This is a genomic window from Mycoplana sp. MJR14 (assembly GCF_029210525.1).
In the GTDB taxonomy this organism is placed as follows: domain Bacteria; phylum Pseudomonadota; class Alphaproteobacteria; order Rhizobiales; family Rhizobiaceae; genus Mycoplana.
Map to the genome: position 1 here is coordinate 286,624 of NZ_JARGEO010000006.1, position 18,410 is coordinate 305,033.

An 18,410-nucleotide genomic window follows, 5' to 3' on the forward strand; every position below is an offset into this window, starting at 1 on the left:
GTTCACGTCGCTGCTGCCGCTTATTGGCCCGTGGGCACGCCCGTGTTCGGGGCAGGTGCCGTCGGAGCGGTCGCCCCGCCCGTCGCCGGAGCCGCACCGGTCGCGGGCGCCGTGCCGCCATCGGTCGGGACGGCGCCATTGGCCGGCGCTGCGGGAGCGGCGGGCGCTGCCGGTGCCGGTGCCGGCTGGCCGGTCGAGGGCGTCGCCTCGCCGCCGAGCGAATCCAGCACGCCGTTGCCGGTACCGGTCGTACCGGGGATCCGGTCGAGAATGTCGGTCGGCTGCGTCTCGTAGCGCGACAGGATGCCCATGGCGAGCGCCAGCGCGAAGAACAGCGTCGCCAGGATCGCCGTCGTCCGGGTCAGGGCATTGGCCGCACCCCGCGCCGACATGAAGCCGGAACCGCCGCCGATGCCGAGGCCGCCGCCTTCGGACCGCTGGATCAGCACGATGCCGATCAGCGCGACCACGACCATGAGATAGATGACAAGCAATACGGTCTGCATTTTGAAACCCTGCCCGAAGGCAAAAAAGAGGAGATTGGCGGCTCCTTATACCAAGCCGCCGGCCATTCCAAGCCCTTAGGGCCATTCATCGTTCGCGGGAAGACCCTTCGCCGCAAACCCGGCGTCAGGCCACCAGTTCTTCGTAAGCGCGGTAGATGGCGAGGAAATCGGCCGATTTCAAGCTGGCACCGCCGACGAGCGCGCCGTCGACGTTATCCACCGCCATCAGTTCCTTCGCGTTGGCCGGCTTGACCGAACCGCCATAGAGGATGCGCATCTTCGCCCCCTCCCCGCCGAAGCGCGCCTTCAGCTCTCCGCGCATGAAGGCGTGCGCCTCGGCGACGTCGGCCACCGTCGGCGTGAGCCCGGTGCCGATCGCCCAGACCGGCTCGTAGGCGATCACGGTGTTTTCCGCCGTCGCGGCGTCGGGAACCGATCCGGCAAGCTGCGTCTTCAGCACGTCGAGCGTCCGGCCCTCCTTGCGCTCGCTTTCCGTCTCGCCGATGCAGACGATGGCGACGAGATCCGCCGCGTGCGCCGCCTCCGCCTTGGCGCGCACCAGCTGGTCGGTGTCGCCGTGATCGGTGCGACGCTCGGAATGGCCGACGATGACATGGGTGCCGAAGCAGTCGGCGATCATCGCGGCGGAGACGTCGCCGGTGTGGGCGCCGGACACCTTCTCGTGGCAGTCCTGTGCGCCGATCAGCAGCGGGCTGTCGTCGCAGAGTGCCGTGGAGACATAGAGCAGCGTCACCGGCGGGCAGATCAGCGCCTCGACCTTCTCCGAGAGCGGCCCCTTCACGCCATCGGCCATCGCCTTGATCTCGTTCAGCGAATCGCGGGTGCCGTTCATCTTCCAGTTGCCGGCCACGAGCGGGGTCACATCCGGTGTCATCTTGCCTCCTGAAGAATTGGTTGCCTGCCAAGCCCGTAGCAGACGGACGCGGTCATTGTAAGGGCGCGCGGACGCCCGGGGTTACATTCGTGTCACCGACGCCGGCGGTGCGTCAGCGCGCCAGGATCCAGTTCAGCGTCTCGCGCCAGTCCGTCATCCTGACCGGCGTTCCGTGCGACCCGGTGCGGAACAGCACGAACTGCGTCGGCACGCCTGCCTTCAGGAGCCTGCGGAAGAGCGCCACCTGGTCCTTCGCGGCATAGACCTTGTCCGCCTCGCCATGGGTGAAATAGATCGGCAGCTTCGCCTCGTAGGCGGCGCTTGCGGCATAGTCCGGATCGCTCGCCCCGCCCATGATCACCATGCCGGCGAGGTTTCGGACGGCCTCTGGATCGCGGGCGATCTGCCAGCAGATGAAGCTGCCCATCGAGGCACAGGCGAGCACCACCGGCGCGCCCGGCGAATTCTGCCGCGCCGTCGCGATCAGCCCCTTGACCGGCCCGGCCCCCTCCGCATCGAAACGCGGGACACTCGCGGCGTAGTAGACCCCGCCGTTGCGGACCGCCAGGTTCTTGATCCGGTTGAAGTTGCCGCCGAAGCTCCAGTCGTTGTTGCCGAGCCTGCGGTCGCCGCCGCGACCGTGGATGAAGATCACGGTGAAGGCGGCGCCCTGCTGGCTGCCGGTGACGGCGACGTCCACCGGGCCGCCGGGTGTGGCGACCGTGAGGTTCTGCTGCTGCCGCTTCACCGCGGTCGAGACATAGGCGGCCTTCGCCCGCCGCTCCGGCACCTGGTCGCGCCCGTTGATGTCGCGCATCTCCTGGTAGTCGACCACCCGCAGCGCGCCGCCGTCGCTGCTCTCGATGATCGCCGGATAGGCGAAGAGCTCGTCCTTCCAGGGGGCGAGCGATGCGGCCGAGGCAGGCGGAACCGACAGCGCGGATACGACGATTGCGGCCAGAACAAGCCGGACGCCGCGCAAAAGACGCGATTTGCGGCAATGAATTGTGGACTGCGGTCTCAAGTCTGGCTCCCTTCGGGCGGCAAGTCTTGCCATTCCGGGTCCGGCGAAGCAATCCTGCCGGGACAAATTCGGCGGGGCGGCTGCGGGCATCAAACGAGAACGAATCGCGAAACCGGTCGAAATCTGGCAAACTGGCACCGATTCGCCGACCCGATGCGAAACCTTGAAATTCCAAGCCGTCGCGGCCCACCTCCCCGGCCTGCGAGCTACGAAGTCTGAAAAGCCCGATGGACGACAACAACGATCTCTTCGCCAATATCGACAGCACGCAGAAAACCGCCCCCGCGGCAGCGGAGCCGCGCCCCGCGCCTGCGGCTCAGGTAGCCGCCGCGCCCGCAGCCCCCGTCGCGCCGCGCCCGGCGCCGCCGGCCGGCGACGGCGGCAGCTACGACGCCTCGGCGATCCGAGTGCTGGAGGGGCTGGAGCCGGTGCGCATGCGGCCGGGCATGTATATCGGCGGCACCGACGAGAAGGCGCTGCACCACCTCTTCGCCGAAGTCATCGACAACTCGATGGACGAGGCCGTCGCCGGCCACGCCAACTTCATCGAGGTCTCGCTCGACGCCGAGGGCTTCCTGACGGTGACCGACAACGGCCGCGGCATTCCGGTCGAGAACCATCCGCAGATGCCGGGCAAGTCGACGCTCGAGGTGATCCTGACGGTGCTGCACGCCGGCGGAAAGTTCGACGGCAAGGCCTACGAGACCTCGGGCGGCCTGCACGGCGTCGGCGTTTCCGTCGTCAACGCGCTCTCCGACCATCTCGAGGTCGAGGTCGCGCGCAACCGCAAGCTCTACCGCCAGCGCTTCTCCCGCGGCGTCCCGCAAGGTCCGCTGGAGGAAGTCGGTGACGTCCAGAACCGCCGCGGCACCCGGGTGCGCTTCCACCCGGATCCGGAGATCTTCGGGCCGCACGCCCATTTCGACCCGGCCCGCGTCTTCCGCATGGCCCGCTCCAAGGCCTATCTCTTCGGCGGCGTCGAGATCCGCTGGAGCTGCGACCCGACGCTTCTCGTGGAGGGCTCGGAGACGCCGGAGAAGGCCATCTTCCATTTCCCCGGCGGCCTGAAGGACTATCTGCAGGCCACGCTCGGCAAGGAACACACCGTCACCCGCGAGATCTTCGCCGGCAAGACGGAGAAATCCGGCGGCCACGGCGCGCTGGAATGGGCCGTCACCTGGTATGGCGGCGATTCGATGATCCATTCCTACTGCAACACCATCCCGACGGCCGACGGCGGCACCCACGAGGCGGGCCTGCGCATCGCGCTGACCAAGGGCCTGAAGAACTATGCCGAGCTGACGCAGAACAAGCGGGCGGCGATCGTGACGACCGACGACGTGATGATCTCCGCCGTCGGCATGCTGTCGGTGTTCATCCGCGAGCCCGAGTTCGTCGGACAGACCAAGGACAAGCTCGCCACCGTCGAGGCCCAGCGCATCGTCGAGAACGCGCTGCGCGATCCCTTCGACCACTACCTCGCCGACAATCCGGCAGAAGCGGCCAAGCTGCTCGACTGGGTGATCGAGCGCGCCGAGGAGCGCGTCCGCCGCCGCAAGGAAAAGGAAGTCAACCGCAAGACCGCGGTGCGCAAGCTGCGCCTGCCCGGCAAGCTCGCCGATTGCTCGCAGAATTCCGCCGACGGCGCCGAGCTCTTCATCGTCGAGGGCGATTCGGCCGGCGGCTCGGCCAAGCAGGCGCGCAACCGCGCCAACCAGGCGATCCTGCCGCTGCGCGGCAAGATCCTCAACGTCGCCAGCGCCGGCCGCGAGAAGCTCGGCGCCAACCAGCAGCTCGCCGACCTGATCCAGGCGCTCGGCTGCGGCACGCGCTCGAAGTATCGCGAGGAGGACCTGCGCTACGAGCGCGTCATCGTGATGACCGACGCCGACGTCGACGGCGCCCATATCGCCTCGCTGCTGATCACCTTCTTCTACCAGGAGATGCCCGAGCTGATCCGCGGCGGCCACCTCTATCTCGCCGTGCCGCCGCTCTACCGCATCAGCCAGGGCGCGAAGGTCGCCTATGCGCGCGACGACGCCCACCGCGAGCAACTGATGCGCACGGAGTTTTCCGGCCGCGGCAAGGTGGAGATCGGCCGCTTCAAGGGCCTCGGCGAGATGCTGCCGGCGCAGCTGAAGGAAACGACGATGGACCCGAAGAAGCGAACGCTGCTGAAGGTGGCGATCGACGACGTCGATTTTGAAGGCACGCGCGATGCGGTCGACAATCTGATGGGCACCAAGGCCGATGCGCGCTTCCGCTTCATTCAGGAGCGCGCCGTCTTCGCCGAGAACCTCGACATCTGATTGCAGGATTTCGCGCCACAATTCCGTGACATTGGCCCCGTCTAAGGGCGTCACCGGCACGGTTCTTGCGCCGGTGGCAAACAATTCCAGGGATCGGCCCGGACCGTCCCGCTGGCAGGAAGGACGCGTGCACATGAAGGCCGCACTCATCGTCATGACGATTCTCGGCTGCGACGACACGGTCACGCAGTGCCACTATATCGACACCGTCGAGAGCACCTGGCAGTCGGTGGCGCTGTGCGACGCCGAGTCCGAAGCCAAGATGACGCGCTACCAGAACGCCAACTATCCCGTCGTCGTCGCGGTCTGCGAAGACCGGAACGGTCCGCAGAATGTCGGGGCGCAGCAGGCGGTCACCCCTCCGGCGGGGGCTGAGGCGGGCGCCCTTCCCGCTCCGGCAGACCAGGCCGCCGTCCCCGCCCCGCCCGAAGCCCCGGCGCCGGCAGCATCCGCCACGAAGGAGGATGGCATCACCGTCCGCACGATCGCCATGCTCAAGCGCAACCTGCCCGACCGGGCCGCCATTCGCGACACGGTGACGAAGCCGTTCCGCTACGCGGAAAACGGCTACAGCTGGGTGGTGCGGAAGTTCGTGGCCGAGTGATAGTCGCCCCGGCAAGGACGGCTCCCCATGCCGGCGCTTCTTCTTCTCACAAGAGGCGGGAACAGTCCTGAGACTGGCGCGTCGCGAACCGTGGGATTCGCTCCCCACGCTTTTGGTCCTTGTTCAATCGCATATCGTTTCCGCGGAACCGCGGCGCACTTTTGTGCGGGACGCCTCAGGCCGCGTCCTGTGCCGCAAGCAGGGCAAAGCTGCGCGCGGACTGGCGCTGCTCGGCGATGGCCAGTCCTTCGATCATCTCCAGCAAGGCTGCCGAAGCGGCATCGCGCGCCTCGCGCGTCCGCATCGCAAGCCGTGCCGTCACCGTCATCCTGCCGCCGCCGTCGCGTGCATCCTTCCGCCACAGCAGCACCGCCTCGGCAAAGAGCGCGCTGATGTCGCTCCCGAGGCCGGCCGTCTCGAACAGGGCGCAGATCGCCTGCCTGCGACCGTCGGCCAGGATGGAGCGCACGCGCTTCTCGCTCTGCCCGGAAAGATTGACCATCGTGGCGGCGAAGAATGCGATCCGCCCGGCGCACAGGGCCTGCATGAGAAGCACCGGCGTCAGCCGGCCGCAGACGCGCAAATGCTCGACCAGCCGGTCCAGCTCGCCCGTCTCCAGTTCCGCCGCAAGCGCGATCGTGGCGACATCGCAGGCCTCGCGCGCAACCCGCTCGATCCGGCCGCCGCCGACGACCGCCTGAATGAGGGCGTCACCGGCAAGGGCGGCGCCGACCTTCTCGACCAGGGCATGGCGTGCGTCGCTCGGAAGATCGTCCCGCTCCAGAAGACGCGCGCGGATTTCGGCGTCGTCCCCGTGCCGCTCGCAGATCCGCTTGAGGCTGCGCGCGCCGATGCAGGCGCCTTCGTTTTCCAGCAGGGTGAGCGCATCGAAGACGCTTCCGACCTCGATCACGGCCGCGCAGACGACCCGCGACACGCTTGGCCGATGGGCAATCAGCGCACGCGTCATGTCGCTCGCCCTTGCGGCGAGGTCGACGAGGTCGGCATCGGTGAGGACCTGTGAGCGCAGGATGACCTGGGCGGCGATCTCCGGCTGGTCCTCCGACAGCGGCAGGATCACGGCGCGCGGCGCGTCGGCATGGTCGGCGATCGCCTCCGCCAGAGCCAGCCGCACCTTCGGCGCGGGATCGTCCAGCAGGAAGATCATCGCCATCTCCGCCGCGTGGCGCTCGTCGTTGCCGATCGATGCGTTGGCGTAGGCCCGCGCCAGCGCGCTGGCCGCCCGTGCCCGATCACCGGCCTTGGCGGTTTCCACCCATCGGAGAAAGGCGTTGATGATCAAGATGTGCCCCAGCGTCTCGGAGTTCCTGTGCGATAGGCAAACGCTAGCGGTAAATGGTTTACGTTTGGTTCACCATGTTCCTTAACCCGCGGCCGTCCGCCGGATTGCGGCGCCGCCGCGGCCGTCCTACAAGGAGCCATGACCGGAAGCCTGCATTCCATCCTCGCATGGACCCCAGACACCGCCGCCGAGGAGATCGCCGCGGCCGATGCCCTTTTCTGCCCGTCGCCGCTGCCGGCGCCTGTCCCAGGCAGCCGCACGATCCTCCTGCCGCCGGACGAAAGCGAGGAAGCGCTCCGCACCGTCGTCCGCCTGCGGCCGACCGCGGTCGCACTTCTGGACTGCCGCTCGGGTGCCGATGTCCAGCGGCTGGATGTCCTGCTGTCGGTGGCCGAGGCGGAGGAAGGCCTTAATCCGGGGACGACGGCGATCCTTGCCTGGACCGACGGCCTGCTGCCCGCCCCCTATGATGCCACAGGCTTCGTCGAAAAATCCGCGCGGCTCTCCGGTCTCGTCTGGGACTGGCGTCCGCTGGCGCGCCTGCTCGGCGCCGAGCGCTGGCAGGATGAGCAAGGCGCCTGGACGGCGGCCTTCGCCGGCGCGCGTTCGATGACGCTGATGGCGGCAAAGGCGGCCGGGGTTGCCGCCTATGAAGTGGCCGCCGGCGGCGACCACTTTTCGGCCGGCTGCCGCCGTGCCCGCGCGGACGGCTTCGACGGCTGCGTGGCCGTCGATGCGGGCCAGGTCGCCATCGTCAATCAGGCGTACCGATCCGCCGCCTGAATGATCGGGCAACCCGCGACGGGCGGCTATCGCCGTTGCGGCCGCAGCATCTCGAAGACATCGCCGGCGTCGCAATAATCCATGTAGCCCATGCGTCCGATCGGCCGCGCCGCCGCCATGTCGAATCGCCCGTCGCGGATCGCCTCGTCCTTGATGTGGATGCCGACCACCTGGCCGAACACCACCCAGCTTTCCGAAAGGGTCCCGTCCACGCCGCGCGGCCGCATCACCTCGGTCATCCGGCATTCGAGCGCCGCATGCGCCTCGGCGACGAACGGCGCGTCGACGAGATGCGCCTGTTGCGGCGTCAGCCCGGCCAGCTCGAACTCGCTCTCCTCGTAAGGTGCCGTCAGCGAGGTCATGTTCATCTGTTCGAGTACGTTGCGCCCGACAAAGCTGCAGGTGAACGCCCCCGTCTCCTCGATGTTGCGCACGCTATCCTTGTGGCCGCTGGACGAGAACATCACGAGCTTCGGCTTGTCGCTGACCGCGTTGAAGAAGGAATAGGGCGCCAGATTGTGGATCCCGCCTGCCCCCTTCGTTCCGATCCAGCCGATCGGGCGCGGCGAGACGATGGCCTTGAACGGATCGTGGGCCAGTCCATGCGCGTTGGCAGCGGTATCGTAGAACATCGCGCCGTCCTCAAGCCTCTTCGCCGACCCAGGAGACGATCTCCTTCAGGTCCGGCCGCGGCCGTTCCGTCGGCGGCACCATGGCCGTCCCGATATGGATGAAGCCGGCCACCTTCTCCCCCGGCTTCACGCCGAGGATCGGATGGGCACGCTCGTCGAAGGCGAACCATTCCGTCAGCCAGTTGGAGGCATAGCCGTGCGCGTTCGCCGCCATCAGCAGATTCAGGCAGACGGCGCCGGCCGACATCAGCTGCTCCCACTCGGGGATCTTGATATGCGGGGCCGCCGTACTCACCACCGCGACCACCACCGGGGCGCGCGTCAGCCGCGTGTTCTCCACCGTGACCATCTCCGCCGAGAGATCCGGCTTGTCGGCCAGCGCAATCTTCGCCAGCTCGGCGCTGATTCGCTCCCGCTCCCTGCCCCGGTAGACGATGAAGCGCCAGGGCGCGAGCTTGCCATGGTCCGGCACGCGCGAGGCGAGCCTGAGCATCTGTTCGATTTCCACCTGACCGGGGCCGGGAGCGCCCATCTGGAAGGCCGGAATGGAACGGCGGTTGGAAAGATAGTCGATAAGCTTGATATCGGTTTTCATCAGGCGGAAGTTCCACTAACGTGCGGCCATCGATCGGCCATGAAAATGCCATTTGCCGGGCATTGAAGTGGAACCAACGATAAAGGAAGTCAACCTTCACCATGCCCAGCCGCAGCATTTCCGCCCTGTCCCGGATCGCCTGTCTCTGTGCGGCGTTGTGCGCGGCATTTCCGGCATGGGCGCAGGATACGCTGGACAGCTTCTCGCAGATCACGACGCCGAAGAAGAGCGGCAAGCTCACCTCCTTCAACCCGCTCGTCACCGGCGAGGCGGAGCCGAAGAATCTGCGCGACATCATCTGTGAGGCGTTACTGACCAAGGACGGCAAGCCGATGAAGCACGGGCTGAGCTGGCGCGTCTTCTCGCCCATTCCCGACGCCGACGGCAAGCTGCCGCTATTGGCCTCCTCCGAGGGCGGCTCGGCAGCCTTCCAGCTCGTTCCCGGCGAATATTTCGTCAATGTCGCGTTCGGCCGCGCCGCCGCGACGAAGAAGCTCTTGGTCCCCGAGACCGGTCCTGTGGAGACCCAGGTGATGGTGCTCGATGCCGGCGGCATCATGCTCAATGCCGTCTCAGGCTCGGACGTCCGCATTCCGCCGAACGAGCTGACCTTCTCGATCTATTCCTCTGAGGTCGGCGAGGACGGCGAGCGCAGCCTCGTCGTGCCCAACGTGAAGGCCAACACCGTCGTCCGGCTCAATGCCGGCACCTACCATGTCGTCTCCGACTACGGCACCGTCAATGCCGTGATTCGCGCCGATATCCAGGTCGAGGCCGGCAAGCTGATCGAGGCGACGATCCAGCACCGCGCGGCGAAACTCACCTTGAAGCTCGTCTCCGAGGAAGGCGGCGAAGCGATCGCCGACACCGCATGGTCGATCCTGACCTCCTCGGGCGACGTCGTCAGCGAGAGCGTCGGCGCCTTTCCCACGCTCGTGCTGGCGGAAGGCCAGTATACGGCCGTGGCGCGCAACAAGAACAAGATCTACCAGCGCGACTTCACCGTGACCGCCGGCCAGAACACCGACATCGAGGTGCTGCTGACGGAGACGCCGGACCAGCAGGCGCAGATCGGCACCGAAGCCGATTGACCGCCCGGCGCACCCTCGACCAATTCTCTCCGATCAGCCCGCCCGCTTGAACCGCACCCGCCGCGGCGGCTGCATCGCAAACACCGCGTCGTAGATCCGGCCGAGCAGGTCCTTGCGGTCGGGAATGGAACCCAGCTCGTCCCAGCCGATCATCGCGCCGACCCGTGCCGAGATCGTCGACCCGGACAGCCGCTTGAACTCGCGGATCAGCAGCGACAGCCGCAGCGTCAGCGAGATCTTGCTGGCGATGTGGAACAGCGCCCCGTTCTGGCCGTCGAAATAGATCGGCAGGACGTTGGCCTGCGCGGCCTGGATCAGCTTGGCCGGGAAGATCTTCCACGGCAGGTCCTCGGCACGCCCGAAGCCGCGCTTGGCGGTCGCCACCCCGCCGGCGGGAAAGACGATGATCGTGACGCCTTCCTTCAGGAGCCGCACCGCCTCGTGCCGCGTGCGCATGTTGATCGCAAGCGCTTCCTTCGTCTCCTCGAAGGAGACCGGCAGCGAATAGGGCTCCATCTCCGGCACCTTCAAGAGGTCCTTGTGGATCATCACCCGGAAGGGCCGGCCGAGCTGTTCGGCCAGTGCCAGGACGGCGATGCCGTCGCCGATGCCGAAGGGATGGTTGGCGACGATGACGAGCGGCGCGTCCGGCAGTTCGCGCGGCGGCCAGTTGCCCGCCACCTCCATCTTCACGTCGATGATGTCGAGCATCTCGCCGAAGACGCGTTCGCTGCTGCCGACGCTTTCGGCCCGCCAGCGCTCGTAGAGCGCGGCATAGCGGTTCCGCCCCGAAAGTCCCTCGATCGAACGGATGAACCAGCGCTTCAGCCGCGGGTCGTTTTCATTGGCGTAGGACAGTTCCTTGAACCGCACCGGCATCCCCTGCACTTCACATTTGCGAACAGTCTACGACAGTTTTGTTGCATTCGTCTGACAGAGCCCGGGTGCGAGGAGCGCGAATACGCCCCTCGCGACAGTCTCCTCAGGCCGCAGCGCGCGCGAACGCCTTGCGCTTGACGTCCGGCGGGGTCGCCTCGTCGATCAGCGTCGCCATCGCCTCGTCGAGCGACATCGCCGTCTGGTTCTGCGAACCGAGCCTGCGGATGTTGACGGAGCGTTCCTCCGCCTCGCGCTTACCGCAGACGATGATCACCGGCACCTTGGTCACCGAATGCTCGCGGACCTTGTAGTTGATCTTCTCGTTGCGGAGATCGGTCTCGACCGTCAGCCCGGCATCGCGCAGCTTTTCGGCCACCTCGCGGGCATAGTCGTCGGCGTCCGAGGTGATCGTCGCGACGACGACCTGCAGCGGCGAGATCCACAGCGGCATGTGGCCGGCGAAGTTCTCGATCAGGATGCCGAGGAAGCGCTCCATCGAGCCGCAGACGGCGCGGTGGATCATCACCGGCTGGCGCTTTTCCGACGCCTGGTCGATGTAGAAGGCGCCGAAGCGCTCCGGCAGGTTGAAGTCGACCTGCGTCGTGCCGCACTGCCATTCGCGGCCGATCGCGTCCTTCAGCGTGTATTCGAACTTCGGCCCGTAGAACGCGCCCTCGCCCGGCAGGATGCCGGTCTTGATCTTGCCGCCCGACTGCGCCTCGATCTGCTTCAGGACGTCCGTCATCACGCTTTCGGCGCGATCCCAGAGCTCATCCGAGCCGACGCGCTTGTCGGGGCGGGTGGACAGCTTGACGACGACCTCGGTGAAGCCGAAGTCCTCGTAGACCGACAGGATCAGGTCGTTGATGCGCAGGCATTCCGCCGCCATCTGCTCGTCGGTGCAGAACACGTGCGCGTCGTCCTGGGTGAAGCCGCGCACGCGCATCAGCCCGTGCAGCGCGCCGGACGGCTCGTAGCGATGGACGTTGCCGAATTCTGCAAGCCGTACCGGCAGTTCACGGTAGGATTTCAAGCCATGCTTGAAGATCTGCACGTGCCCCGGGCAGTTCATCGGCTTCAGCGCGAAGACGCGGTCGTCGTCGGTGTCGTCGCCGGCGACCGTCACCTTGAACATGTTGTCGCGGTACCAGCCCCAGTGCCCGGAGGTCTCCCAGAGCGACTTGTCGAGCACCTGCGGCGCATTGACCTCCTGGTAGGTGTTGGCGAGACGGCGGCGCATGTAGGCGACCAGCGTCTGGAACATCCGCCAGCCCTTGCCGTGCCAGAAGACGACGCCCGGCCCTTCCTCCTGGAAATGGAACAGGTCCATCTCGCGGCCGAGGCGGCGATGGTCGCGCTTCTCGGCCTCGGCGAGGATGTTCAGGTAGGTGTCGAGCTCCTCCTGGGTGTGCCAGGCGGTGCCGTAGATGCGGGTCAGCATCGGGTTGTTCGAATCGCCGCGCCAGTAGGCGCCGGCCACCTTCATCAGCTTGAAGGCCGTGCCGATCTGCCCGGTCGAGGCCATGTGCGGCCCGCGGCAGAGGTCGAACCAGTCGCCCTGGTAGTAGATCTTCAGGTCCTGGCCGTCCGGGATGGCATCGACCAGTTCGACCTTGTAGCTCTCGCCCTTGCCGGCGAAGACCTCGCGCGCCTTCTCGCGCGACCAGATCTCCTTGGTGAACGGCTTGTTGCGCTGGATGATCTCCTTCATCCGCTTTTCGATCTTCGGCAGATCGTCGGGCGTGAACGGCCAGTCCTCGCCGCTCTCGGGATGGATGCGCTTGAAGTCGTAGTAGAAGCCGTTCTCGATCACCGGACCGATCGTCACCTGCGTCCCCGGCCACAGCTCCTGCACGGCCTCGGCCATCACGTGCGCCGCATCGTGCCGGATCAGTTCCAGTGAGCGCGGGTCGTCGCGGGTGACGATCTCCAGCCGGCCGCTCGAGACCGGGTCGGAAAGGTCGCGCAGCTCGCCGTCGAGCGCGATCGCCACGGCCCTCTTGGCCAGCGACTTCGAGATCGCCTCGGCGACGTCGCGCCCGGTCGACCCGACGGGATAGTCGCGGACGGAACCATCGGGAAAGGTGAGGGAAACGGCATTCGACATGATGAACTCCTATCCAGTCCCGCCAACGAATGCGGGTGGTATGCGAGGGAAAGCGCCGGAAAGCTGGCGCATGCGTTGCGCGATATAAGGGGAAAACGAGGCGAATGGAAGGGTGCAGAAGACCGATCAATCGTTCGATATTGATAGGTTGCTCCTTATACTCGAGCCTAGGCAACAATAATAGATTCGACGAACGGACTCATTATGCCAAGAACCAATTCATCAAAGAACCATCACTGGTGGCCTGTCGCTTTACAACGCTACTGGGCGGATTCGAAACGGGATGTTTCCTGGATCGAGCCAGACGGTCGAACAGATAAAAAGAAGTTCGACAATCGAAAAATTGGTTACAAGATTCACGGACACACGATCCTCAAGGGAACCGTTTGGGAGAGCAGTTTTGAAAATGAATTTGATATCGACAATGAGATTCACAACATAGTTCGCGCTCTGAAGGCGCTTGCAGAGCAAGGGAAAAGGCCATCAGAGCTGATCCGGATGGCGATGCTATTCTTCAAAAGGGACAGAAAACTGCGAGATATGTGCAATTTCCACGACATGGACGACAACCTTCATCGACTTCTACTGACGTTAATTTATTCGCTTCTCATTCGCTGCCCGGCCGCTAGATTTCGCTATGAAGAATATCCGCGCCTATTTGGCTTCCGCCCCAGCGAGAACGTCGGAAAGGCAAATATGCTTCAATCATACAGGACCGCAAAGAAGCTCTGCGAGAAAAGCATCTCATCGAATCAGAAATTCGTTATACTACACTCTCCAATGAAGAATTTTTTATTTGGTGATGGATTATTAGATTGGCTAACAGTCAACGAAAACAGTTACAGGATTAGTGGAAAAGCACTAATTCCACTTACACCAAACATTTGCATCTATTTCTGCACAACTGACTCGATCACAAGCAATCACAATTGCGCGTCGCTTATTGCCCCAAATTGGATTGTCGACCGAGTGAATGAGATAACACAGATTTATTCCCGTGATAAAATATTCTACCTCGGCAAACCACCTCAAATAATCAATAGCTTCAGACAGAATGAATTTCTTGAGTTCGAAAACAAATCTAACGACTTCATCGATATACTTGACGAAATATTTCTCACATCAACGAGTAGTCGCACCTTCAAAAGCTATTGCAGACTTTAGCCCCTCGTGACGGCTTTTGGCGCTCTCGAGAAAAATTTCGATATCGTCAGCTTTTTCCGATTCGGAACACAGGACTTGTCGCCCGGAAAAGTCAACCAAGTCGTCAAGGGCCGACACACTCCACTCTCCCTTTGCGGCCTGAAGCGCAGCGTGAAACGGAACTCAAGCTGCCGCGTGACAAGCCACGCCCTCAAACGTTCGTCTTCCCCTCCTTCACCCTTTCAGCGCCACAGCCGCCACGGCGCCCACCACGCGTATCGCTCCGCAAGCCGCTCCGGCACCGGATCAAAACCCGACGTCCCGCCCGGGCCGCAGCGGGCGACGCGGAAGAGCGTCAGGAAGCCGCCGCGCCAGAGCCCATGGCGCGCGATCGCCTCGTAGCCGTATTCCGAGCAGGTCGGCAGGTGCCGGCAGGAATTGCCGATGAAGCCGGAGAGCGTCAGCTGGTAGAGGCGGATGAAGGCCATGCCGGCGAGCCGCCCGGGGGTCTTGCGGAACGGGCCAGACCAGTTGCGCGAACGGGAAGCCGTGCCACCCGCAGGCGGGACAGCTGCTGGAACGTCCCTGTCTGCGGCCGGCCCCCCGGGCCCGTCCGGCGGAACGGCATGGGTTCCGTCGTCCACCTCCTCACGGATGGAACAGAAAACGCACATTGCTAGACCGCTTCGGCCTGCGCCGCACGCTTCGCCTCGACCTGCCCGATCGCATCCACGACGGCATCGAAGGTCAGCATGGTCGAGGCGTGCCGCGCCTTGTAGTCGCGCACCGGACGCAAAAAGCGCATGTCCTCGAAGCGGCCCTCGGGCCCCTCGCCGTCCGCCTTCAGCATCGAAAGCATGTCCTCGCGCGCCTTGCGCACCTCGTCGGCGGTGGCACCGATGACGTGCCGCGCCATGATCGAGGACGAGGCCTGGCCGAGCGCGCAGGCCTTCACCTCATGGGCGAAATCGCTCACCCGGTCGCCGTCCATCTTCAGCCAGATCTTCACCCGCGAGCCGCAGAGCTTGGAGTGCGCGCTCGCCTCCGCATCGGCGTCCTCGAGCGTGCCGATCCTCGGGATGTTGCCGGCAAATTCGAGGATGCGGCTGTTATAGATGTCGTCCATAAGGATTTGTCCACGTTTTCATGGGTTTCTACACCTCTGCGCGTTCCGGGCACGATATTCTCCCGGATACGCGAAAAAAGCATTCCGTGTCGCCGCTGGCCCCTTCCACAGCTCTTGGGCGATACTATATGCTATGTCGTGTTGGGGCGACCGTTTTGCAACATGAACGTTCGCCTGTTGTTTGGGAAACCGTGCCGGAGGATCGCGCGCTGAAGCTGCGGTCCGAAAGCCCCGGAGCCCGCCAACGGAACCCAAGCCTGCAGGGATAGGCGAATGGCCAATGGCGAGTCCGACATTGACGGAAGTCAACCTGCAGAAAGGCCATGGCATCATGGACGCCATCATCAAGAATTTCCCCGTCGGCGACGACAAGGACGGGCGCCCCACCCAGAAGGAAGCCGAGGACGCCGTTCGCGTGCTCCTGCGTTGGGCCGGTGACGATCCGTCGCGCGAAGGCCTGCTCGACACCCCCGCCCGCGTCGCCAAGGCCTACAAGGAACTGTTCTCCGGCTACGCCCAGGATCCCGAGGACGTGCTCGGCCGCACCTTCGAGGAGGTCGCCGGCTACGACGATATCGTCCTCGTCAAGGACATTCCCTTCTATTCGCATTGCGAGCACCACATGGTGCCGATCATCGGCCGCGCCCACATCGCCTACCTGCCGAACGGCCGCGTACTCGGCCTGTCCAAGATGGCCCGCGTCGTCGAGATCTACGGCCGCCGGCTGCAGACGCAGGAGACGATGACCGCGCAGATCGCCAACGCCATCGACGAGACGCTGCGCCCGCGCGGTGTCGCCGTGATGATCGAGGCCGAGCACATGTGCATGGCGATGCGCGGCATCCAGAAGCAGGGCTCGACAACGCTGACGACCACCTTTACCGGTAGCTTCAAATCCGAGCCCGCCGAGCAGGCGCGCTTCATGACCATGATCCGGGGCCGCGGCTGATGCCACAGGCTCCGGCCGACGGAGCCGACGATGGCCATCACCTTTCCCCCTCCAGCGACCGACAAGCACGAGCTCGAAGCGGCCGGCGCCTTCACGCCGCGCTTTGACGCCCATGGCCTCGTCACCGTGGTGGTGACGGATGCCGGCGATGGGGAACTGCTGATGGTCGCGCACATGAACGCGCAGGCGTTGGCGCTGACCGTCGAGACCGGCATTGCCCACTACTGGAGCCGCTCGCGGCAGGCGTTGTGGAAGAAGGGCGAGACCTCCGGCAACCTGCAGACGGTCGTCGAGATGCGTACCGACTGCGACCAGGACGCCGTCTGGCTCAAGGTCAGGGTCGCCGGCCAAGACGCCACCTGCCACACCGGCCGCCGCTCCTGCTTCTACCGCACCGTGAACCGTGTGGGCGACGGTGCACGCCTTGAGATCGCCGACGACCGCATCCATTTCGACCCCGCCGAGGTCTACCGGAAAGGCCCGACAGACTAGGAGCGTGTCCTCTTTCGCCACGGCGTTTACGCTTTGGCAAGGAAATCGGCCTGTAGTGACGGCAGCAACGACAGCGCAGCGAACCGGCCATGCCAACCTCCACGCCAGCAATCCCCCGGCCGCCACGGTTTGCGCCGGCTGCGGCGTGGGCACGCCTGCGCCCCCGTCGCAACTACGCCCAATTGATGAGCCAGACCAAAAGGAACGGGCTCACCGTTCCCCGCTCGCCTGCTATTCTGGAGCCGAACGCGACGGGACTCGGCTCTCGTTGCGCAGGATTGTTTGACGCAGCGCCGGAACAGGAAGTGGGACGACGAAGTTCTCTCCTCGTCGGAGGGCAATTATGCTGAACTGGGGTCTAAACCGGGGTATGGTGACGGCAGATGCGTCGGAGCCGGATGGTCCCTCCATGAATCACATGCAGCCGCCTGCCACGCAAGCGACCTCGGCCCGTTCGCGCATCGCGCTGGCTTTGGGCGGCGGTGCCGCGCGCGGCTGGGCCCACATCGGCGTGCTGCGCGCCTTCGAGGAAGAAGGGATCGAGGTCAGCATGATCGCCGGCACCTCGATCGGGGCGCTGGTCGGCGGCTGCTATCTCGCCGGCAAGCTCGACGAACTGGAGAGCTTCGCCCGCTCGCTGACCATGCGCCGGATCGCCAGCCTGCTCGATTTCACCATCCGCGGCAGCGGCCTGTTCGGCGGCATGCGGCTCACCAGGCGCATGCAGGAGCACCTGGAGCACCATTCGATCGAGGAGCTCGACCGGCCCTTCGTCGCCGTCGCGACCGAGGTCAACAGCGGCCATGAGGTCTGGATCACCCGGGGCTCGCTGATCACGGCGATCCGGGCGTCCTATGCCCTGCCCGGCATCTTCGAGCCAATCAAGTGCAACGGCCGCACGCTCGTCGACGGCGCGCTGGTGAACCCCGTCCCGGTGTCGGTCTGCCGTGCGCACGAGGAACCGCTCGTCGTCGCCGTCAACCTCAACTACGACCTCTACGGCCGCTCCGCCGTGATCAAGCACACCGCCACCATCCAGGAGATCGATGGCGCCCCGCGGCAGGAGAACAACGAGGCCCGCCTCGGACTGACCGGCGTGATGGTGCAGTCGTTCAACATCATCCAGGACCGGATCGCCCGCGCCCGCCTCGCCGGCGATCCGCCGGACCTGTCGCTGCTGCCGCGGCTGAGCGACATCGGCCTGTCGGAATTCCACCGTGCCGGAGAGGCGATAGACCGCGGCTACCTCGAGGCGAAATCGAAGATATCGGAAGTCAAGCGCATGCAGGAAGTGCTGGCGCGCTGAAGCCGGGCCGCGCCCGCGGCCGTGGCGGAGGGAAGAGACGAGGCGCCTGCGGCGCCCCGTCCCGAATTGCGAATGCGATCGGCGTCAGCCGGCGATATAGGCCTTGATCTCGGCCGCCTCGCGCTCGATCGACCGGATATGCGCCTTCACCACGTCGCCGATCGAGATGATGCCGACGAGACGACCGTCCTTTTCCACCGGGATATGGCGGGAGCGCAGCGTGCTCATCATTTCCATCACTTCTTCGACCGTCGCGGATTCGCCGCAACGATGTACGTTGCCCCACATGATGGACGAGATCGGCTTGTCGAGACAATCCGCACCGCTCTTGGCGACGGCGGCGACGATGTCGCGCTCCGTCAGGATGCCGGCGATCCGGTCGTGGCGATCGACGATGACGATCGCCCCGATGTGATTGTCATGAAGATAGACAGCAGCCTGACGAACGGTGAGTTGCGAACCGGCGGTAACGACGTTTCGGCCCTTTTCGTCAAGAATGGACTTTACATACATGCATTCCTCCCGTGTGCATCATGCCGCAGAGAGGCAGGGATCCGGACAGGGACACCCCGCCAACCGGTAGATCCGTCAGGTGACGCATCCACCTGCGTCCCGGCGTGCATGTGCCAACCGGAACAGGACAATCGTGCGCCACAGGGCCCAGGA

General features: G+C 65.1%; 19 protein-coding genes. 8 read left to right on the forward strand and 11 right to left on the reverse strand.

Annotation, left to right across the window (positions count from 1 at the left end; translation table 11 throughout):
• Window positions 1-20: 20 nt before the first annotated feature.
• From secG to P0086_RS16590, 3 genes are all read right to left on the reverse strand, one after another.
• On the reverse strand, window positions 21-506 hold the full coding sequence (gene secG, locus P0086_RS16580) for a preprotein translocase subunit SecG (RefSeq protein ID WP_112594018.1): 486 nt from the start codon (window positions 504-506) through the stop codon (window positions 21-23).
• A gap of 124 nt (window positions 507-630) precedes the next feature.
• On the reverse strand, window positions 631-1,401 hold the full coding sequence (gene tpiA / locus P0086_RS16585; protein WP_112610879.1) for a triose-phosphate isomerase: 771 nt from the start codon (window positions 1,399-1,401) through the stop codon (window positions 631-633).
• A 112-nt stretch (window positions 1,402-1,513) separates the two neighbouring features.
• On the reverse strand, window positions 1,514-2,425 hold the full coding sequence (locus tag P0086_RS16590) for an alpha/beta hydrolase (protein ID WP_275787466.1): 912 nt from the start codon (window positions 2,423-2,425) through the stop codon (window positions 1,514-1,516).
• Window positions 2,426-2,652: 227 nt separating this feature from the next.
• Between P0086_RS16590 and parE the strand changes: the two genes are divergently transcribed.
• Both parE and P0086_RS16600 read left to right on the forward strand, forming a co-directional pair.
• Complete coding sequence (gene parE, locus P0086_RS16595; RefSeq protein ID WP_275787468.1) at window positions 2,653-4,734, forward strand: DNA topoisomerase IV subunit B; 2,082 nt, start codon at window positions 2,653-2,655, stop codon at window positions 4,732-4,734.
• Window positions 4,735-4,867: 133 nt separating this feature from the next.
• A complete protein-coding gene (locus tag P0086_RS16600) occupies window positions 4,868-5,338 on the forward strand; it encodes a hypothetical protein (RefSeq protein WP_275787471.1) in 471 nt (156 codons plus the stop codon).
• A 175-nt stretch (window positions 5,339-5,513) separates the two neighbouring features.
• Here P0086_RS16600 and P0086_RS16605 read toward each other — a convergent pair whose 3' ends face one another.
• Window positions 5,514-6,641, reverse strand: a complete 1,128-nt coding sequence (locus P0086_RS16605) for a DUF2336 domain-containing protein (RefSeq protein WP_148179857.1) — start codon at window positions 6,639-6,641, stop codon at window positions 5,514-5,516.
• A gap of 138 nt (window positions 6,642-6,779) precedes the next feature.
• Here P0086_RS16605 and P0086_RS16610 point away from each other — a divergent pair, with 138 nt between their 5' ends.
• On the forward strand, window positions 6,780-7,424 hold the full coding sequence (locus P0086_RS16610; protein WP_275787475.1) for a hypothetical protein: 645 nt from the start codon (window positions 6,780-6,782) through the stop codon (window positions 7,422-7,424).
• A gap of 26 nt (window positions 7,425-7,450) precedes the next feature.
• Here the strand turns inward: P0086_RS16610 and P0086_RS16615 are convergent, their stop codons facing one another.
• Together P0086_RS16615 and P0086_RS16620 are read right to left on the reverse strand one after the other, a co-directional pair.
• Complete coding sequence (locus tag P0086_RS16615) at window positions 7,451-8,056, reverse strand: flavin reductase family protein (protein WP_112594012.1); 606 nt, start codon at window positions 8,054-8,056, stop codon at window positions 7,451-7,453.
• Between the two features lie 10 nt (window positions 8,057-8,066).
• A complete protein-coding gene (locus P0086_RS16620; RefSeq protein ID WP_112594011.1) occupies window positions 8,067-8,651 on the reverse strand; it encodes a nitroreductase in 585 nt (194 codons plus the stop codon).
• 101 nt (window positions 8,652-8,752) lie between these two features.
• On the opposite strand from P0086_RS16620, the gene P0086_RS16625 reads away from it, so the two are divergent.
• Complete coding sequence (locus P0086_RS16625) at window positions 8,753-9,742, forward strand: hypothetical protein (protein WP_275787479.1); 990 nt, start codon at window positions 8,753-8,755, stop codon at window positions 9,740-9,742.
• Window positions 9,743-9,775: 33 nt separating this feature from the next.
• Here the strand turns inward: P0086_RS16625 and P0086_RS16630 are convergent, their stop codons facing one another.
• Window positions 9,776-10,615, reverse strand: a complete 840-nt coding sequence (locus tag P0086_RS16630) for a lysophospholipid acyltransferase family protein (protein ID WP_275787482.1) — start codon at window positions 10,613-10,615, stop codon at window positions 9,776-9,778.
• Window positions 10,616-10,724: 109 nt separating this feature from the next.
• The gene (gene thrS / locus P0086_RS16635) at window positions 10,725-12,728 is read right to left on the reverse strand and encodes a threonine--tRNA ligase (RefSeq protein ID WP_275787485.1); all 2,004 of its coding nucleotides are present in this window, start codon (window positions 12,726-12,728) and stop codon (window positions 10,725-10,727) included.
• Window positions 12,729-12,932: 204 nt separating this feature from the next.
• Between thrS and P0086_RS16640 the strand changes: the two genes are divergently transcribed.
• Window positions 12,933-13,892 carry a hypothetical protein gene (locus P0086_RS16640; protein WP_275787488.1) on the forward strand — a complete coding sequence of 320 codons (960 nt, stop codon included), beginning with the start codon at window positions 12,933-12,935 and terminating at the stop codon, window positions 13,890-13,892.
• Window positions 13,893-14,113: 221 nt separating this feature from the next.
• Here P0086_RS16640 and yidD read toward each other — a convergent pair whose 3' ends face one another.
• Window positions 14,114-14,545: a membrane protein insertion efficiency factor YidD gene (gene yidD, locus P0086_RS16645; RefSeq protein WP_275787491.1), complete on the reverse strand. Its 432-nt coding sequence runs from the start codon at window positions 14,543-14,545 to the stop codon at window positions 14,114-14,116.
• A 2-nt stretch (window positions 14,546-14,547) separates the two neighbouring features.
• Window positions 14,548-14,997, reverse strand: a complete 450-nt coding sequence (locus P0086_RS16650) for an iron-sulfur cluster assembly scaffold protein (RefSeq protein WP_148179852.1) — start codon at window positions 14,995-14,997, stop codon at window positions 14,548-14,550.
• Window positions 14,998-15,328: 331 nt separating this feature from the next.
• Here P0086_RS16650 and folE point away from each other — a divergent pair, with 331 nt between their 5' ends.
• The 3 genes from folE to P0086_RS16665 all read left to right on the forward strand — a co-directional run bounded on the left by folE (window position 15,329) and on the right by P0086_RS16665 (window position 17,744).
• Window positions 15,329-15,946 carry a GTP cyclohydrolase I FolE gene (gene folE, locus P0086_RS16655; protein ID WP_112594064.1) on the forward strand — a complete coding sequence of 206 codons (618 nt, stop codon included), beginning with the start codon at window positions 15,329-15,331 and terminating at the stop codon, window positions 15,944-15,946.
• 30 nt (window positions 15,947-15,976) lie between these two features.
• Window positions 15,977-16,438 carry a phosphoribosyl-AMP cyclohydrolase gene (gene hisI / locus P0086_RS16660; RefSeq protein ID WP_275787494.1) on the forward strand — a complete coding sequence of 154 codons (462 nt, stop codon included), beginning with the start codon at window positions 15,977-15,979 and terminating at the stop codon, window positions 16,436-16,438.
• Window positions 16,439-16,847: 409 nt separating this feature from the next.
• Window positions 16,848-17,744 carry a patatin-like phospholipase family protein gene (locus P0086_RS16665; RefSeq protein WP_275787496.1) on the forward strand — a complete coding sequence of 299 codons (897 nt, stop codon included), beginning with the start codon at window positions 16,848-16,850 and terminating at the stop codon, window positions 17,742-17,744.
• Between the two features lie 84 nt (window positions 17,745-17,828).
• Here P0086_RS16665 and P0086_RS16670 read toward each other — a convergent pair whose 3' ends face one another.
• A complete protein-coding gene (locus tag P0086_RS16670; RefSeq protein WP_112594004.1) occupies window positions 17,829-18,257 on the reverse strand; it encodes a CBS domain-containing protein in 429 nt (142 codons plus the stop codon).
• Window positions 18,258-18,410 lie beyond the last annotated feature (153 nt).

What these genes read in the sequence shown, in the direction of transcription:
- folE (WP_112594064.1), top strand. Translation starts at nt 15,329, where the DNA reads ATGGACGCCATCATCAAGAATTTCCCCGTCGGCGACGACAAGGACGGG.
- P0086_RS16620 (WP_112594011.1), bottom strand. Translation starts at nt 8,651, where the DNA reads ATGAAAACCGATATCAAGCTTATCGACTATCTTTCCAACCGCCGTTCC.
- P0086_RS16600 (WP_275787471.1), top strand. Translation starts at nt 4,868, where the DNA reads ATGAAGGCCGCACTCATCGTCATGACGATTCTCGGCTGCGACGACACG.
- P0086_RS16640 (WP_275787488.1), top strand. Translation starts at nt 12,933, where the DNA reads ATGCCAAGAACCAATTCATCAAAGAACCATCACTGGTGGCCTGTCGCT.
- P0086_RS16615 (WP_112594012.1), bottom strand. Translation starts at nt 8,056, where the DNA reads ATGTTCTACGATACCGCTGCCAACGCGCATGGACTGGCCCACGATCCG.
- P0086_RS16650 (WP_148179852.1), bottom strand. Translation starts at nt 14,997, where the DNA reads ATGGACGACATCTATAACAGCCGCATCCTCGAATTTGCCGGCAACATC.
- P0086_RS16625 (WP_275787479.1), top strand. Translation starts at nt 8,753, where the DNA reads ATGCCCAGCCGCAGCATTTCCGCCCTGTCCCGGATCGCCTGTCTCTGT.
- parE (WP_275787468.1), top strand. Translation starts at nt 2,653, where the DNA reads ATGGACGACAACAACGATCTCTTCGCCAATATCGACAGCACGCAGAAA.
- P0086_RS16670 (WP_112594004.1), bottom strand. Translation starts at nt 18,257, where the DNA reads ATGTATGTAAAGTCCATTCTTGACGAAAAGGGCCGAAACGTCGTTACC.
- thrS (WP_275787485.1), bottom strand. Translation starts at nt 12,728, where the DNA reads ATGTCGAATGCCGTTTCCCTCACCTTTCCCGATGGTTCCGTCCGCGAC.
- P0086_RS16610 (WP_275787475.1), top strand. Translation starts at nt 6,780, where the DNA reads ATGACCGGAAGCCTGCATTCCATCCTCGCATGGACCCCAGACACCGCC.
- yidD (WP_275787491.1), bottom strand. Translation starts at nt 14,545, where the DNA reads ATGTGCGTTTTCTGTTCCATCCGTGAGGAGGTGGACGACGGAACCCAT.
- hisI (WP_275787494.1), top strand. Translation starts at nt 15,977, where the DNA reads ATGGCCATCACCTTTCCCCCTCCAGCGACCGACAAGCACGAGCTCGAA.
- secG (WP_112594018.1), bottom strand. Translation starts at nt 506, where the DNA reads ATGCAGACCGTATTGCTTGTCATCTATCTCATGGTCGTGGTCGCGCTG.
- P0086_RS16665 (WP_275787496.1), top strand. Translation starts at nt 16,848, where the DNA reads ATGAATCACATGCAGCCGCCTGCCACGCAAGCGACCTCGGCCCGTTCG.
- tpiA (WP_112610879.1), bottom strand. Translation starts at nt 1,401, where the DNA reads ATGACACCGGATGTGACCCCGCTCGTGGCCGGCAACTGGAAGATGAAC.